The organism is Plebeiibacterium sediminum, assembly GCF_026013605.1.
Lineage (GTDB): Bacteria > Bacteroidota > Bacteroidia > Bacteroidales > Marinilabiliaceae > Saccharicrinis > Saccharicrinis sediminus.
This window is the reverse complement of record NZ_JAPDPJ010000048.1, coordinates 1-16,452: the sequence shown is the minus strand read 5'-3', so window position 1 is coordinate 16,452 and position 16,452 is coordinate 1. Positions and strand designations below refer to the sequence as shown.

The 16,452-nt window shown below is 33.6% G+C and carries 13 protein-coding genes; 10 read left to right on the top strand and 3 right to left on the bottom strand.

The genetic code is table 11. The features are described 5' to 3' along the window. Positions 1-54: 54 nt before the first annotated feature. Complete coding sequence (locus OM075_RS17470; protein WP_301191825.1) at positions 55-1,188, bottom strand: CapA family protein; 1,134 nt, start codon at positions 1,186-1,188, stop codon at positions 55-57. A 171-nt stretch (positions 1,189-1,359) separates the two neighbouring features. Here OM075_RS17470 and OM075_RS17465 point away from each other — a divergent pair, with 171 nt between their 5' ends. The 5 genes from OM075_RS17465 to OM075_RS17445 all read left to right on the top strand — a co-directional run bounded on the left by OM075_RS17465 (position 1,360) and on the right by OM075_RS17445 (position 6,362). After that, positions 1,360-1,719, top strand: coding sequence for a MerR family transcriptional regulator (locus OM075_RS17465; RefSeq protein ID WP_301191824.1), 360 nt, complete (start codon positions 1,360-1,362; stop codon positions 1,717-1,719). A gap of 50 nt (positions 1,720-1,769) precedes the next feature. Continuing rightward, a complete protein-coding gene (locus OM075_RS17460; protein ID WP_301191823.1) occupies positions 1,770-2,864 on the top strand; it encodes a Nif3-like dinuclear metal center hexameric protein in 1,095 nt (364 codons plus the stop codon). A 4-nt stretch (positions 2,865-2,868) separates the two neighbouring features. Continuing rightward, the gene (locus OM075_RS17455; RefSeq protein ID WP_301191822.1) at positions 2,869-3,627 is read left to right on the top strand and encodes a zinc ribbon domain-containing protein; all 759 of its coding nucleotides are present in this window, start codon (positions 2,869-2,871) and stop codon (positions 3,625-3,627) included. A gap of 144 nt (positions 3,628-3,771) precedes the next feature. Next, on the top strand, positions 3,772-5,136 hold the full coding sequence (locus OM075_RS17450; protein ID WP_301191821.1) for a Rossmann-fold NAD(P)-binding domain-containing protein: 1,365 nt from the start codon (positions 3,772-3,774) through the stop codon (positions 5,134-5,136). A gap of 242 nt (positions 5,137-5,378) precedes the next feature. Beyond that, entirely contained in the window at positions 5,379-6,362 is a 984-nt protein-coding gene (locus tag OM075_RS17445; protein WP_301191820.1) for a T9SS type A sorting domain-containing protein, read from the top strand. 55 nt (positions 6,363-6,417) lie between these two features. On the opposite strand, the gene OM075_RS17440 is transcribed toward OM075_RS17445, so the two are convergent. After that, the gene (locus tag OM075_RS17440) at positions 6,418-8,328 is read right to left on the bottom strand and encodes a Na+/H+ antiporter NhaC family protein (RefSeq protein WP_301191819.1); all 1,911 of its coding nucleotides are present in this window, start codon (positions 8,326-8,328) and stop codon (positions 6,418-6,420) included. A gap of 146 nt (positions 8,329-8,474) precedes the next feature. On the opposite strand from OM075_RS17440, the gene OM075_RS17435 reads away from it, so the two are divergent. The 4 genes from OM075_RS17435 (at position 8,475) to OM075_RS17420 (ending at position 13,044) form a co-directional block, all read left to right on the top strand. After that, positions 8,475-9,068, top strand: coding sequence for a YqgE/AlgH family protein (locus OM075_RS17435; protein WP_301191818.1), 594 nt, complete (start codon positions 8,475-8,477; stop codon positions 9,066-9,068). A gap of 294 nt (positions 9,069-9,362) precedes the next feature. Next, positions 9,363-10,904, top strand: coding sequence for an acyl-CoA carboxylase subunit beta (locus OM075_RS17430; protein WP_301191817.1), 1,542 nt, complete (start codon positions 9,363-9,365; stop codon positions 10,902-10,904). A gap of 71 nt (positions 10,905-10,975) precedes the next feature. Then, positions 10,976-12,466, top strand: coding sequence for an acetyl-CoA carboxylase biotin carboxylase subunit (locus tag OM075_RS17425; protein WP_301191816.1), 1,491 nt, complete (start codon positions 10,976-10,978; stop codon positions 12,464-12,466). 56 nt (positions 12,467-12,522) lie between these two features. Then, a complete protein-coding gene (locus OM075_RS17420) occupies positions 12,523-13,044 on the top strand; it encodes an acyl-CoA carboxylase biotin carboxyl carrier protein subunit (RefSeq protein WP_301191815.1) in 522 nt (173 codons plus the stop codon). 52 nt (positions 13,045-13,096) lie between these two features. Here OM075_RS17420 and OM075_RS17415 read toward each other — a convergent pair whose 3' ends face one another. Further along, a complete protein-coding gene (locus OM075_RS17415; protein ID WP_301191814.1) occupies positions 13,097-14,197 on the bottom strand; it encodes a CapA family protein in 1,101 nt (366 codons plus the stop codon). A gap of 298 nt (positions 14,198-14,495) precedes the next feature. Here OM075_RS17415 and OM075_RS17410 point away from each other — a divergent pair, with 298 nt between their 5' ends. Further along, on the top strand, positions 14,496-16,319 hold the full coding sequence (locus OM075_RS17410) for an AMP-dependent synthetase/ligase (RefSeq protein WP_301191813.1): 1,824 nt from the start codon (positions 14,496-14,498) through the stop codon (positions 16,317-16,319). Positions 16,320-16,452 lie beyond the last annotated feature (133 nt).

Sequence of the window (16,452 nt, the reverse complement as noted above, 5' to 3'; positions counted from 1 at the left end):
TCAACTTGTATATCTATATTTGACATTCAAAATACCGGTAAATTAAACAACGCGTTAGTTTACGACAAGAGGCAAATTATTTCCATCAATTTTAATATCAGATCTTACAATTCCTCTTGGTGTCATTTTTCTTTCAAAAGGCATACTAAAACATCCGTTGTTTTCAAACATTAATCGATCTTTTAGTTCAGGAAAATCAATAGTTGTAAGGTCTTTGATTTTATATATAACAGCATTACTATGATCGTAGGTTAATGCAACATTTTTTACTTGCTTGAATGGAATGATCTGACCTTTGATAAATTCTCCTTTATGGTTTGTAAAAACTTTAACAATAGGAGTAAGGTTGTTGGGTGCGGCTAAATTAAAGCGCGAATAAGTAGCAAAGTTACCCATACTGTATGCAATAAATCGGTTTTTATATATTTCAATAGCCCTGCATACATGTGGTCCATGACCGAAAATAATATCAGCACCGGCATCAATCATCGTATGCGCAAATTCATATACATTACTTCTGTTTTCTCCATAAAAAACTTCTTTTTCACGTGTTATGTGTTGATGTTTCGCACCTTCAGCTCCTCCGTGGAAAGATACAATTACAATATCACATTGTTTTTTTAGTTCAGTAACAATGCTGATGGCATTGGGAATGTCGTTAATATCTACAGTTCCTGTATTGGGAGAAAAGGCCGCTAAACCAATTTTTACACCTTTTACTGTTAATGTATCTGTAGGTTTTTCAAGTAATCCGGCCCAGTTTAAATCTAACTGGTTTAAATGGTATTTTGTGGATTCCAAACCTGCACTACCAAAATCCCGGATGTGATTATTGGCCAGGTTTAAAAGATCAAATCCCGCTTCCTTAAATATGGGCGCATAAATCTCCGGCATTTTAAAAGCGTAGCATTTGGTGGTGTCTTTGCATTGTTTAACAACGGGTCCTTCATCAAGAAAACATCCCTCAAGATTACCAAAAGTTACATCGGCATCCTGCAGAAATGGAATAGCTTCTGAAATATAAGGACGAGGATCGTTGTTAGGAGGCAAATATTCTTTTTTAGGAAAATCTGTACCTAACATCATATCACCAACACCTATAAATGAAACATATTCATCGTTAGATGTTTGAGCTTTTAATAGGCTGTTTAAACAAATAAGTGCTGCCAAAAATAATAAGTTCTTCATATCGCAAATATAAGAACCGCAGTTGTTTATTTAAAGCAGGCATTTGATATATTTTTAATTATTCATAAGCTAATTTCATTTTAGTTTTGTTGTACTATCTAAAGTTTGCCTTTTTGACTATGGACATTTCAAACAAATATCTTAATATTGTATACTACTAATTATATTACAATGCCATATAAAGAACCGAAAATAGAGAAGTTATACTACACAATTGGAGAAGTAGCAGAGATGTTTAAAGTAAATACTTCTTTAATTAGATTCTGGGAAAAGGAGTTTGATATTATCAAGCCATTTAAAAATAAAAAAGGAAATAGACTATTTACTCCTACCGATGTGGACAATTTTCATTTAATTTTTCATCTGGTAAAAGAAAAAGGCATGACATTGAAGGGAGCTCAGAAAAAACTTCAGGATAATCATGATGATACTGTGAATAATTTTGAAGTGGTTTCTAAGCTAAAAGATATTAAATCAATGCTTCTGGAGATGAAAGAGAGTTTAGGAGCTGATGTTGATAGCGAAGAATAGACTTGGTTGAATTATTTTAACTTGTTCGTAATTTTAAGTAATTTATATTAATGCAAATAAAACAAATAACTCAAATACTTGAGGAGTTTGCTCCACCTGCACTGCAGGAAAGTTATGATAATGCCGGATTAATTATCGGAAATAATAATGATGAAGTTTCTGGTGTTTTAATCACATTGGATGTTACTGAGGAAGTGATTGATGAGGCTATTGAGCTTGGATATAATATGATTGTTTCTCATCACCCGGTTGTGATGGGAGGCATAAAAAGGTTTAATGGAAATAATTATGTAGAGCGATGTGTTATTAAAGCCATCCAAAATAAAATTGCCATTTATTCCAGTCATACCAATGCAGATAGCGTAATAAACGGAGTAAATGGGAAAATATGTGAAAAGCTTGGTTTAACCAACTGCAAAATATTAGACCCTAAAAATGGGAACCTCTTAAAACTTGTCACATTTGTTCCTGATGATCATGCAGAAGTAGTAAGAAATGCAATTTTTAATGCAGGAGCAGGTCATATTGGAAATTATGATTCATGTAGTTTTAATGCAACAGGTGAAGGAACTTTTAGAGCCAATGAAGGTGCCAATCCTTTTGTAGGTGAAGTTGGGGAATTACACATTGAAAAAGAGATCAGAGTTGAAACTATTTTTCCTTCCTATTTAAAAGGTAAAGTGGTTAATGCACTCATCCAATCTCATCCATATGAAGAGGTGGCATACGATATTTATCCTCTGTCGAACCAATGGTTGGAGGCAGGTTCCGGAATGTATGGAGAATTAGAATCTCCCGAAGATGAAATGAGTTTTTTAAAGCGGGTTAAAGAAATATTTGGTTGTGGAAGTTTGAAGTTTACAAATATTTTAAATAAACCAATTAAAAAAGTAGCAGTATGTGGAGGCTCAGGAAGCTTTTTGTTAGGTAAAGCAAAAGCTGTGGGAGCTGACATTTTTATTACCGGAGACTTTAAATATCATCAGTTTTTTGATGCTGAAAATGAAATAATAATTGCAGATATTGGGCATTTTGAAAGTGAACAGTTTACTAAAGAAGTTTTTTTTGAGATACTTACAAAAAAAATACCTAATTTTGCGGTTCGTTTATCGAAAGTAAATACAAATCCTATTAAATATTTGTAGCAGAATGGCAACAACAAATAAAAACGCTGAGATGTCTGTAGAAGAAAAGTTAAAGGCATTATACGACTTACAAAAAGTGGCAACTGAAGTAGACAAGATTAGAACTCTAAGAGGAGAGTTACCACTTGAGGTGCAGGATTTGGAAGACGAAATTGAAGGTCTTGATACTCGTATTTCCAATTATGAAGGCGAAGTTAAAACTTTAAATGATTCTATAGCAGCTAAGAAAAATGAGATTAAAGAATCTGGAGTTTTAATTAAAAAATATGAAGCTCAGCAAATGAATGTTCGCAATAACCGCGAATTTGATTCTTTATCTAAAGAAATTGAATTTCAGAAACTTGAAATTGAATTAAGTGAAAAAAGAATTAAAGAGTTTGCAGCAGAGCTAAGCAATAAGCAAAATGTAATTGAATCATCAAAACAATTGCTTGAAGATAGAAAAGCTGACCTTGTTGCTAAAAAGAAAGAACTTACTGAGATTGTAAACGAAACTCAGGTTGACGAAGAAAAGATGATTGATAAAATTGCTCATATTGAAAGTACTATTGATGAGCGTTTATTAACAGCTTTCAAACGTATCCGTTCAAATGCAATTAATGGTTTAGCAGTGGTAACTGTTGAGCGTGATGCTTGTGGTGGTTGCTTTAATAAAATTCCACCTCAAAGACAATTAGATATTAAATCTCGTAAAAAAGTAATCGTTTGTGAATATTGCGGACGTATTCTTGTTGATGATGAGATGGATCAACCTGCTGAATAGTTAGAGTTATTTTAACGATATATTAAGGCTGCTTCATATGAAGTGGCCTTTTCTTTTATGAAGAAGTTTTCTTTATATATATTTTTATCTATTTCCCTTTTACATTGCACGTTGAGTTTAATGTCTCAACAAAATAGGAGTGCTATGGAAGAGGTGAAACAGTATTTTTTTGATTTGGATTTTGAAAAATCAGATTCATCCCTCCAAAAAATTTCTGATCAATCTCAAAACGCATATTTAAATATATATCAGTCTTTTATACAGAATATTGTAGCGCACAGTATTAGTTTTGATGAGTATGCTTCTGTTTTTAATCATGATATAGATCTATTAAAAGAAAACAATTACAGTAAGCTTTATAATTTATACCTACTGTCGGAGCTATATCTTCAAAGAGGTATCATAGAGTATCAAAATGAACATTCGTTTCGAGCCATATCATACTTTACAAAAGCCTATAGTTATTGGAAAGATTGCGAAGGAGCGGACGTAGGAAATCATTATAATCTTAAGTTGAGTGGAATCTTTAATTTGTTGATAGGAAATCTACCAAACCCTTATTCACAAATGGCCGGTTGGGTTGGATTTAGTGGAGATACAAAAAAAGGTTTTGTCGATTTGGAAAAATATCTACAACTTCAGTCGGATCATCATGGAGACTATATGGAAGCGCTTATTTATTTAGGTTTTTCATATTTAAAATTTGCCAAAGATGAGTCTCAGATTGAGAAATTTATTCAAAACAATTCCTCTACAGATTTACCTGAATTGATACAATCCCTAATGCTGCGTTGTGCAAATAAGATTCATCAGCCCCTATTATGCCTCAATATTTTAAAAAGTAAGTCTGACTTTCCAATTCTTATTTATTTACAGGGAAAATATATGGTTCAATCACTATCCGACACAGCAGAACCTATCCTAAAGCAATTCTTGAAGCTGGAAAAAAGTAATCAATTTAAAGCGGATGCCTTCCGTTATCTATCCTGGCATTATCTTCTAAACGGTGATACGATCAGATATCAACAATACCAGGATTCTATTCTTGTAATGGATGATTATCCAACTTCCGAAGATAAACAGGCAAAGTTTGAAAATGACTTAAATGTTATCCCTGATCTTTCTTTATTAAAAGCCAGATTGTTATTTGATAAAGGAGCATATGAAATTGCAAGTACCGTTCTATTATCTGTAAGAGAAAATATAAATTCCACAGAAAATTTAATAGAATATCATTATCGTTTAGGTCGTTGTTTTCAGTATTTAAATAATGAAAATAAGGCACTATATCACTTTAAAGCATGCGTTGACTTAGGAAAGGATAGTAAAAGATATTTTGCGCCTTATTCTGCTCTATATGCAACAAAGATATTCCTTCATCAGAAATCTATTTCAGATGCAAAACTTTACTTCCAGAAAGCTGAAGAACTTAATAACGGAGAATATAATTATTCTATAAAGCAAGAATTAGCAGAACTCAAGAATTTATGTTGGGGAGAAGGAGAATAGTTTCTTTTTAATGAAGAAACGGAATGTAGTAATCTGGAATATTGTGGGTTAAGTTTTAGGAAAATATTTATTTGTCTTAAGAAATATTTGCATTTAACTGATATGTTCATTATCTTAGTCTAAGAATCTCAGATATAAGAGATTAGTTTTTTAATTAATTAATAACCAAAAACTCTAAACTAGCCTTACTTCCTGTTCAATACCACAAAGTATTTCTAGTTTATTTTTTTAAAATTTTTATCATGAAAAAGCTACTTTTTTTAGTGCCTTTCTTTGTGTGTATTGGTATAAATGCACAATTAAGTATTGTTAGTGTCAATACAAATTACATCATCGACTTTGAGTCAAGTATTGTCGGTGTAAATAATGGAGTTCTCAATGCCTCCGGATTTTCTTCTGATCCCCAAATCGGTCAGTTAGATTCCGATGGAATTATTATTACAGGGTGTTCTGACGGAGAAATGAACTTTGGGGATGAAAAACCAGATGGCGATTTTGCCAGAGGTTCTTCAACTGGCGGAAAAACGACAGGAGGTATATATGCCTGTGAAGTAGAAGAAAATAATTATGCTTTGGGAATGCAGCCTACAGGCGGAGATCTGTCTGAAGGTGCAATCATTCTTAAGGTATCTAATCAAACGGGTAATACAATCGCAGAATTGTCTGTTCTATATGATATATGGATTTATAATGATCAGGGCAGAAGTAACAGTTTTAATTTTTTGTATTCAACGGATAATGTAACCTATGTGCCAATTCCTGAATTGGATTATTCAACTGCAGAGGCCGCTGATGAATCTGTTATCTGGACAAAGAAAACACAAACAACAACATTCACGATTCAAATTTCAGATACAGAAAATGCTTATTTAAAATGGATAAGTGACGATGTGAGTGGTGATGGATCAAGAGATGAAATTGCTATTGATAACATTCAAATTAAAGCAACTTCTGCAGGGAATAATACTGATATTAGGTTTAAGTCAGAACAATTGGTTTCCATTGCCCCTAATCCATGCATTAACCAACTTACAATTCAATGCAAAAATCAAATCAAAGATATTAGCGTTTATGATCTTTCAGGAAAACTCATTTTAAGTAAAAAGGATGTTTTTCAAGATAAAATTGTTTTACCTATAAGTGATATTAATTCAGGTATTTACATGATAAAGATTACGGATCAAAAAGGAAAAACTGAGGTGCGAAAATTTGTTAAGTGCAAATAGCTAATTAAAAAATCATGTACCCTGTGTAATGAGGCATCACAGGGTATATTGACTTTTACACTTCTACTTTCTTTCCTATTTTTACAATAATCAAATAAAGAATTAGGAATCCAACAATAAATAAGCTCCATGTAGGTATACCAAATGCTCCCGGAATCGTACCAATGCAAAGTGATACAACTCCAACCAGTAATGCATATGGCATCTGAGTTTTAACGTGGTTAAGATGATTACAAGAACTTGCCAAAGAACTTAATATAGTTGTGTCGGAAATAGGAGAGCAGTGGTCGCCCAGGACGGATCCAGCTAAAACCGTGGAAACAACATTGTAAAAAATGGGAAATGTTTGATCGGCACTAAAACCATATTCTATACATATTTTCCAACATGCAGGTAAAATTAATGGATAAATAATGGCCATTGTACCCCATGATGAACCTGTGCTAAAAGCAATAAATCCTGAAAATATAAAAGCTAAGGCAGGTATCCAGTATGGGCTTACTTTAACAACTCTCAATATTTCTGTAATAAAAGTCGCGGTATGCATATGTTCAGTAATCAGAGCAATGCTCCATGCTAATATTAAAATAAGTACGGCGTTAAACATGGTTTTAAAACCGTTAACCAGGCCTTCCATTGATTCTTTCAAGGTTAACACCCTTTGAATTGTAGAAAGTGCAATAGATACTAGTACACCAATTAATGAAGACCAAATTAGAGCTTTAAAAGAATCCGCATTACCAATAATTGCAGAGAGTTTTGAGGTAAAGCTAATATGGGTATCACTCCAGGTATCAGCATCCCAACCTGTATAAAATAATCCTATAATTGTTCCAAATACAACAACAATTACCGGAATAAAAGCATTATACCATCTGGCCTTCACATTTTCAGAAGTCTCAAACTCACTTAATATCTGCGCATTTTTTTCAGAAGTGTAAGATTTATGAATCCCGTTTTTTCTGGCTTTTATTTCCATTTTATACATGGGACCAAAATCCCTGTTTTTAATAATTAACATTAATACAAATCCAATGGTAAAAACAGGATAGAATGAATATGTCAGAGAAGAAAGAAAAATCTGGTAAGCAGATTGATCTATACCTAAATGATTAATTCCTTCATTGATGTAACTCAGTTCAGCTCCAATCCATGTTGTAATAAATGCAACAGAAGCAATAGGTGCAGAAGTGGAGTCTACCAGATATGACAATTTTTCTCGTGATATTTTTAGTTTGTCAGTTACCGGACGCATCGTATTTCCTACAACCAGTGTGTTGGCATAATCATCAAAAAAGATTATTAATCCCATTAACCAGGTAATAAATTGACCCGATCTTGGACTCTTTGCATATTTGGCCAGGTGATATACGATTCCTTTCATGCCGCCATTCATTGTAATGAGCGCAACCATTCCTCCAATGAGCATCGAAAAGATGATAATGGATAAATGATCAGGGTTGTTTAATGCTTGAAGTGCATATGTATCTACAACAGCAAAGAGGCCTTTACCCAGACTTACAAAGAAGGAAAAACCCTTGTATTTAAAGATTACCGTGGTTCCAACCAATAATCCAATGAATAAAGCAGAAAACACTTCTTTAGTTATTAATGCCATTATAATGGCGATTAATGGAGGGAGTATGGAGAACCATAAGGGAATAGGGTTTGGTTCTGAAGTGTAAACTGTTTCATTTTGATATTGAATTTCAAGGTGATCTCCCTGTTTAAATGAAGTTTCAATATATTGTTGGTTCTCCTCTTGATTTATGTGAAGTGGAGTGTTATTTTTTAATGCAATTAACTCGGTTGAATTTAAAGATGTATTTGTAGTAAGCTCAATTTTGTATGGAACAGATTCTACCAAAATATCTGGAAAAACAACTTCAATTTTATTGTTTTCAGCATTTGATAAAATAAAACCAAAACATATAGCTATGGTTAAAAGAAGCCTTTTTAGAAGCATAAGTCATTTTTGTGATTGGTTCACTGCAAATATATATGAAAGTTTACTCAAAAACTGTCATAAAATTGGGCATTCGGTAATATTCTGAGTGATTTATTTTTTTTCAAAATAATTAATTATTAATTTGTTTTTATAAACCCAATTTTATGCGGCAATTAGATTTTAACATATTTGATTTTGATATACCAGTTGTTAAACCGGCAAAGGGTAAAATTCTTATTGCTGAGCCTTTCTTAAAAGGACCATATTTTGGACGCTCCATTGTTTTGCTGACAGAATTTGGAAAAGAGGGGGCTGTTGGTTTTGTATTAAATAAGGCCAGTAATGTTTATCCGGATGAGGTTATTGACGATATTCTTTCGTTTAAAGGGGAGCTATTTATTGGCGGCCCGGTTTCTTCAGATACACTTCATTTTATCCATACTTTAGGAGATATACTTCCTGGCTCTGTTAAAGTAACAGAAAACATCTATTGGGGAGGTGATTTTGAGAAATTAAAAGATCTGATTAATAGTGATGTAGTTACCTATAAACAAGTGAAGTTTTTTGCAGGATATTCAGGTTGGTCTCCTGGTCAGCTTGAAGGGGAAATTAAAGATAAATCGTGGATTGTTACAGAAATTGATGATATGGCTATCATGAGTGAGAATATTGATGATATTTGGGAAAATACACTAAATAGCTTAGGTGGTATGTTTAAAACATGGTCAAAGTTCCCTAACGATCCAAACCAAAATTAATTCAAATTATTCTTATTTTCTCAATGGAATTTGCTTTCTGTTAAACTTTTTGCAATGTATATCTGTTAGTATTTGTTGAAGAAAGAAAGTAATGGTAATAAAATGACATTGTTTCTCTTTTATAATTATTGTATATTAATCTAATTGATAGATATACAGTGATATGAGGAGTAAATAGTCAGTCGAATAAATGCGTCGATAGGTTTAATTTGTGTTATAAAACATATTTTTGTGTGGAAAATCACAATAAAATTGCTTTTCTTGCCATGCTTTTTTATGTAAAAAAATGAATACATGAAGGATAATAGAATTCCATTTAAAAGGTTTCATGAAAGAAATGAAAGACTTCTTTCTCAATATGATGATACTTATTTTCAAAGACAACATGCAAAAGGAAAACTAACTGCCAGAGAACGGATAGAGTATTTGATGGATAGTGGTAGTTTTAGAGAAATAGATGCTTTTGTTAAGCCTCTGGGCAAGGAGGATGAAAAAACATATGGTGACGGAGTTATAGTAGGATATGGTACTATAAATGGTAGGCAGGTTTTTATTTTTGCTCAGGATTTTAACTTTATGGGAGGATCTTTGGGTGTTGTTCATGCTCAAAAGATTATTAAAGTACAAAAAATGGCCCTTAAGATGGGGCACCCAATAATTGGTCTGATTGATTCTGGTGGAGCCAGAATTCAGGAAGGTGTGGCTAGTTTAGCAGGTTATGCTGGTATTTTTATGCAAAATGTAAAAAGCTCAGGAGTAATACCTCAAATTTCTGTTATTATGGGGCCAGCTGCTGGTGGTGCAGTATATTCTCCGGCACTAACTGACTTTAGATTTATGACCAGGGATACATCTTATATGTTTGTTACAGGTCCTGAGGTTGTTAAAGAGGTTTTAAATGAAGATACCACTTTTGAAGAGCTGGGAGGTGCAGAAGTACACGCAACAGAGAGTGGTGTTGCAGATATGATATTTAGTGATGAGGAACATACCTTAATGGGTGTAAAAAAATTGTTAAGCTATCTGCCATCCAATAATGTTGAAAACCCTCCGGTGAGAACTCTCGAAGATATTGCTCCTAGTAAAACAGAGAAGCTTTCCATGTTATTGCCGGACGATCCCAATAAACCTTACGATGTTGTTGAGGTTATTAACCTGATCGTTGATAAGGGATCGTTTTTTGAAATTGCAGAAAATCATGCCCAAAATATTGTTATTGGATTAGCTCGTTTAAATAACCAGGTGATTGGTATTGTGGCGAATCAACCAAAAATAATGGCAGGTACATTAGATATTGATGCTTCAAAAAAAGCCGCTCGATTTGTAAGATTTTGCGATTCATTTAATATTCCAATATTAGTTTTAGAGGATGTTCCGGGATTTATGCCAGGAAAAAGTCAGGAGCAAAATGCCATCATTATGCATGGAGCTAAATTGCTTTATGCCTTTGCTGAGGCTTCTGTTCCAAAAATTACTGTAATACTCAGAAAAGCGTATGGTGGAGCCTATATTGTTATGAATAGTAAGAATATGGGTGGTGACTTTAATTTTGCATGGCCTACTGCAGAGGTCGCAGTAATGGGACCAGAAGGAGCTGTTAAGATTTTAAATAGAAAAGAATTACTTGAAGCTGATGATCCTGAAGAACTAAAACGTAAGTTGATTGCTGATTACAAAGAAAATGTAGCCAACCCTTATGTTGCTGATGAAAAAGGATATATCGATGAGGTTATAGATCCTTCAGAAACACGGGAAGTAGTAATCAATGCATTTGCTTTATTGGAAAATAAGGTGGAGCAAAGTCCAACAAGAAAGCACGGAAACATTCCGTTATAACAAGAAATATATCTAAGAGACATAAGGTGAGGGGTTCTTTTTTAAACTTCTCATCTCTAATCTGAAATATTATGAAGATTAATTCAATATTGATTGCCAATAGAGGTGAAATAGCCATTAGAATTGCTCGTACAGCCAGAGAAATGGGCATAAAAACTTACATGTTTTTATCGCATCATGAGCCTAATGCATTACATCTTGATTTTGCCGATGAGGTAATAAATGTATCAGACAATACTTATATTAATGTTTATACCAACATTGATAAATTAATAGAAACAGCTCTTGAATATAAAATTGATGCGATTCATCCTGGTTATGGGTTTTTATCTGAAAATCCTTTTTTACCTAGAGAATGTGAACGCAACAATATCGTATTTATAGGACCTTCGTCTAAGGCTATTGATCAAATGGGTAATAAAGGTATGGCCCGTGATATGGCTTTGAAAAATGGAATTCCTGTTTTGCAGGGTAGCGAAGGTGTTATTACATCGGTTGAGGAAGCCGAGGAAACCGCTAAAGTAATTGGCTATCCTATTATTTTAAAAGCAGTTGCCGGAGGTGGTGGAAAAGGAATGCGCGTGGTACGTAAAAAGAGTGAATTGCCATTAATGTTTAAATTGGCCACAAACGAAGCAAAGTCGCTTTTTGACAATGACTCTATGTTGATTGAAAAGTATGTGGAAAATCCAAGGCACGTAGAGTTTCAGGTATTGGCCGATAAACATGGTAATATTGTTCATCTCTATGAGAGGGAGTGTAGTATTCAGCGAAAGCATCAAAAGCTGTTGGAAGAAGCACCATCTGCAGCTTTAAATGATGAGTTAAGAGCAAAAATTGGAGCTGATGCGGTTAAGATTTGTAAGGCTACAAATTATTATAGTGCAGGTACTGTAGAGTTTTTATTGGATGATGATCTGAATCATTATTTTATGGAAATGAATACTCGTGTACAGGTGGAACATCCGATTACAGAGGAAATTACCGGAGTTGATATTATTGAGCAACAAATTAGAGTAGCTCGTGGAGAAGAGCTTAGTTTAAAGCAGGAAGATATCACTAAAAATGGCTGGGCTATTGAGTTGCGTGTTAATGCAGAAGATGTTCAAGCTGGTTTTGCACCATCAACAGGACTTGTGGAACAGATGGATATTCCTAATAAAAAGTACTTACGCTGCGACTCAGGATACCAGGCTGGAAAGGTTGTTGTTTCTAGTTTTGATTCTCTTGTGGCAAAATTGATTATTACAGGAAAAACCAGGGGTGATGCTATTAAAAACTGTAGAACAGTGCTAAATAGTACAACCATAAAAGGTGTAAAAACTACATTGCCATTCTTTAAGCAGGTAATGCAAACACCATCTTTTGTTAAAGGAAAATATACCACCTCATTTATTGAAACGGATTTAGAGCAGAACTATTTTCAGGAAGATAATGAGCTTATGGCTGCAGCTGTGTTAGCAATGCAAGCGTACTTAACAGAACAGGAAAATATTAATTCTGATGACTTAAGCAGAAAGCAGGTATCGCCTTGGGCCATGAGTAAAAAAATTAAGGGGTAGGTAAACTGAATAGTGTGATTCAGTACCTCGGGTAGTCACTCATAAATTGGATTGAAATGAAACTTTTATCACATATAAAAAAATATACTTTAACAGGTGAAAATAAAGTAAATATTGCTGTTAAGGATAATGAAATTTATAAGGTTAATAACAGGAAAGTCGACATTGATATTGAGGCTTTGGAAAATGATGAGTATGTAGTTCATTGTAATGAGAACTCACATGTTGGAGAAGTGGTTAGTCTTAAGCAAAATGAAGTTTCTGTAATGATAAATGGTAATACCTATCATTTTACTATTGAAACTGAGTATGCAAGTAAAAGAAGGGAGAAACTTTCGAAGAATTCAAGTAAGAAAGTTGAGAAAATAAAAGCTCCCCTTCCAGGCGAAATAGTTGCAGTATTAATGTCTGAAGGACAGGAGGTACATAAAGGTGAACCTATTATGATACTTGAAGCTATGAAGATGCAGAATGAAATCGTTAGTCCGATTAGTGGAAAAGTAAAAAGTATCAGTGTAAAGGCTGAGGAAACAGTAATGAAAGATCAGATTTTATTTGAAGTAGAACCTGGTAAATAGTTAAAATATTTCTTCTCTCTAACTTAATTTTGGGTTAGAGAGAAGTACCACCTTACTTATTCCAACCGGGTAAATTCTCATTAAAAAAGTACTCAGATATATTGACATTGCTTTTGAATATGTCTCTGGCTTCCTTTCCGTATTCAATTAATCGGTTATTTGCTTCTTCGTTCATAAACAAAGCATCTCTTTCAAATGGAGAAACCGGAAGTATATAAAATTCTTTTTTATCGTTTATTTTAGGTGTATAAACCCAGGTTAGGTAGTAACCGGCATCACTTACAAAAGTGCTGTTTTTAGTTTTAGATAATTCAACTTTAACCATTACACCACCATCACGAGGAGCAGTTCTTTGGTTCGATATAAAATTACCAAGTGAATAAACAACGAATTCATCTTCTGTATATTTTATAGGTTGTACTACATGAGGGTGAGATCCAATAACAACATCTACTCCGTTATCTTTAAATAATTTATTGATTTTTATTTGATCCTGGTTAGGAGAAGTTTCGTATTCAAGCCCCCAGTGTACAAAAGCTATAATTTTATCAGGATTAAACGCTTTTGTTTTTTCTATGTCGTTTTTAATCACCTCTTCATCAATATAGTTCACAATATTTGGGATAGTAACAGCAATGCCATTAGTTCCATAAGTATAATTTAAAATAGCCACCTTAATTCCGTTTTTCTCCAGGATTAGAGCTCTTTGATTTTCTTTATCCAAACTATCCTTGAAAGTTCCTGTGTGAGGAATATTTAAGCTGTCTAAAACATCAATCGTTCTTTCTAGTCCTTGCTTTCTTCTGTCGATACAGTGATTATTAGCGGTTACCATAGCATCAATTCCTGCATCTTTCATGGCAACAGCTAATGCATCGGGTGAGCTGAACTGGGGGTAACCCTTAAACGGAGGACCGGCTAAGGTTACTTCAAGGTTGGCTATGGTAAAGTCAGCATCATCAAAAATATTGCTAACATATTTAAAGCAACCGGAATAATCATATTTGCCTGTATTTTCATTGTAGGCACTGTTAATCTGGGTATCATGTCCCATTACATCTCCAACGAATACAAAAGAAACTGTTGTGGTGTCCTGGGCATATATTGAAATGATACAGAAATAAAGTAACGAGATGATTATCAGTTTTTTCATTGTATAAAGATCTTATTTGAGCATAAATATAAATAATTAACTGTTAGTAAAAAGAGAATGTTTTTGGTCAAACTGTTTATTTTAAAAAAAATACTAAATTGCGCACGGTTTGAACAGATTATTAAATTGTTTATGTAGTTTGTTCTAAGGTGTTTGGAGTTGAATATTTCAGGGATTTAATCTTTAACAGTTTTATGTGGCAGTTTGTATTCTTATTACATTATAATGTTGATAAGATAAAAATTTGTGAGTGGAAATGTAAGATTTTTGTGCAGCCTGAATATAAAAAAATAGGATAATGACTTTTGAGAGAACGTTTGATATTTTAAGTCACTTAAAAGAGAATAGCCAAAAGCAAGATATTTTTTGTGCAAAGAAAAATGGAAGTTGGGTAAAGTTTAGTGTGGATGATTATAATCGAAATGCCAGAGATTTTGCCAAGGGACTTATCCAGATGGGATTTAAAAAAGGCGATAAAATTGCAACAGTCTCCAATAATCGTCCGGAGTGGAATTTTGTTGATATGGGAATGAGCATGGTTGGAGTTATTCATGTTCCTATATATCCTACAATCAGTGAAGAAGAATTTTCCTATATTTTCAATCATTCTGAAGTAAAAATGGTTATTGTTTCGGATGTTTCTTTGTATAAAAAGATTAAACCGATTGTTGCTCTAAATAAGAATATAGAGTATTTGTATACTTTCAATGTGATAGAGGATGCTAGCAATTGGAACGAAATATCAAAATTAGGAGAGGAGCATCGGGTTAAACTAAAGAATACACTTGAGCAATATAAACAAGAGGTTAATAGTGATGACGTAGCTTCTATAATTTACACATCCGGGACTACAGGAATGCCTAAGGGAGTAATGCTGACTCATGGTAACTTTTTAAATAATGTGGCCGGAGTTTGGGAGATGTTTCAGATAGATCGCAATTCAAGAGTTTTAAGTTTTTTACCACTATGCCATGTTTACGAACGCATGGTAAACTATCTTTTTCAGGCAAAAGAATGTAGTATTTATTATGCTGAAAGTTTGGGTTCAATTGCTTCTGATATGGCAAGTGCACGAGTAAATGCCTTTGCAACAGTTCCAAGAGTTATAGAACGTATTTATGATAAGATTGTATCTAAAGGTGAGGATCTGAATGGTATTAAAAAGATGATTTTCTTTTGGGCCATGCGTTTAGGTGAAAAGTACAGCGATGCAAATAATAATAGTTTTATTTATAAGCTTCAATTAAAACTGGCTCGTAAATTAGTTTTTAGCAAATGGCAGCGTTCTTTTGGAGGTGAATTAAAGTTTGTAATTTCGGGTGGAGCAGCATTACAACCACGATTAAGTAGATTGTTTTTTGCTGCAGGCATTCATCTGATGGAAGGTTATGGTTTAACAGAAACATCACCTGTAATTGCCACAAATTATTCGATATCTCCAGGCAATTTGAAGATAGGGACAGTTGGTCCTGTTTTAAAAAATATTGAGGTTAAAATTGATCAGGATGGTGAAATTTTAACCAAAGGTCCTTGTGTGATGAAAGGATATTATAAAAATCCTGAATTAACCGCTGAGGTTATTGATGAGGATGGTTGGTTTCATACCGGAGATATTGGTGAATTGGTAGATAGTAAGTTTTTAAAGATTACAGATAGAAAAAAGGAAATGTTTAAAACTTCGAGTGGAAAGTATATTGCACCACAGGCTATTGAAAATATGCTGAAAGAATCCATTTTTATTGAACAGTCAATGGTTGTTGGTGAGAGTGAGAAGTTTGCCAGTGCTTTAATTTCACCAAACTTCGATTATTTGCATATGTGGGCCCACGATCATAAAATTCACTTTAGGGATAATAAGGAGTTAGTAACTGATAAAAATATTCTGAAGATCTTTCAGAAAGAGGTTGGTAAAACCAATAAGTTGTTGGGGCAGCATGAGCAAATTAAAAGGTTTAGGATTGTTTGTGAGCCATGGTCTGCTCCGGGAGGAGAATTGTCGGCTACCTTAAAATTAAAACGACGTGTATTGTATGTAAAATATGCCGATATATTAAGGGATATCTACTCTTATGAATTAGGTCAGGAGAATAAAGGTTCAATTAGTTTTAACAGGGATAATTAAACACTTAAGGTTATCTCTGCTTAGCGTAGCAGCCACATGATTGTATCTTGTGGTTTTTTTTTATCAAATAATTATGGTCTGTGAAATAAGGTCCAAGTTGCAAACATGAACCATGCTTTGGTTTGTCTTTTAT

Excerpts from the sequence above, each read along its gene's own strand:
- OM075_RS17450 (WP_301191821.1), top strand. The coding sequence starts at position 3,772 with ATGGAAGAGGTGAAACAGTATTTTTTTGATTTGGATTTTGAAAAATCA.
- OM075_RS17410 (WP_301191813.1), top strand. The coding sequence starts at position 14,496 with ATGACTTTTGAGAGAACGTTTGATATTTTAAGTCACTTAAAAGAGAAT.
- OM075_RS17420 (WP_301191815.1), top strand. The coding sequence starts at position 12,523 with ATGAAACTTTTATCACATATAAAAAAATATACTTTAACAGGTGAAAAT.
- OM075_RS17440 (WP_301191819.1), bottom strand. The coding sequence starts at position 8,328 with ATGCTTCTAAAAAGGCTTCTTTTAACCATAGCTATATGTTTTGGTTTT.
- OM075_RS17470 (WP_301191825.1), bottom strand. The coding sequence starts at position 1,188 with ATGAAGAACTTATTATTTTTGGCAGCACTTATTTGTTTAAACAGCCTA.
- OM075_RS17435 (WP_301191818.1), top strand. The coding sequence starts at position 8,475 with ATGCGGCAATTAGATTTTAACATATTTGATTTTGATATACCAGTTGTT.
- OM075_RS17425 (WP_301191816.1), top strand. The coding sequence starts at position 10,976 with ATGAAGATTAATTCAATATTGATTGCCAATAGAGGTGAAATAGCCATT.
- OM075_RS17445 (WP_301191820.1), top strand. The coding sequence starts at position 5,379 with ATGAAAAAGCTACTTTTTTTAGTGCCTTTCTTTGTGTGTATTGGTATA.
- OM075_RS17465 (WP_301191824.1), top strand. The coding sequence starts at position 1,360 with ATGCCATATAAAGAACCGAAAATAGAGAAGTTATACTACACAATTGGA.
- OM075_RS17455 (WP_301191822.1), top strand. The coding sequence starts at position 2,869 with ATGGCAACAACAAATAAAAACGCTGAGATGTCTGTAGAAGAAAAGTTA.
- OM075_RS17460 (WP_301191823.1), top strand. The coding sequence starts at position 1,770 with ATGCAAATAAAACAAATAACTCAAATACTTGAGGAGTTTGCTCCACCT.
- OM075_RS17430 (WP_301191817.1), top strand. The coding sequence starts at position 9,363 with ATGAAGGATAATAGAATTCCATTTAAAAGGTTTCATGAAAGAAATGAA.
- OM075_RS17415 (WP_301191814.1), bottom strand. The coding sequence starts at position 14,197 with ATGAAAAAACTGATAATCATCTCGTTACTTTATTTCTGTATCATTTCA.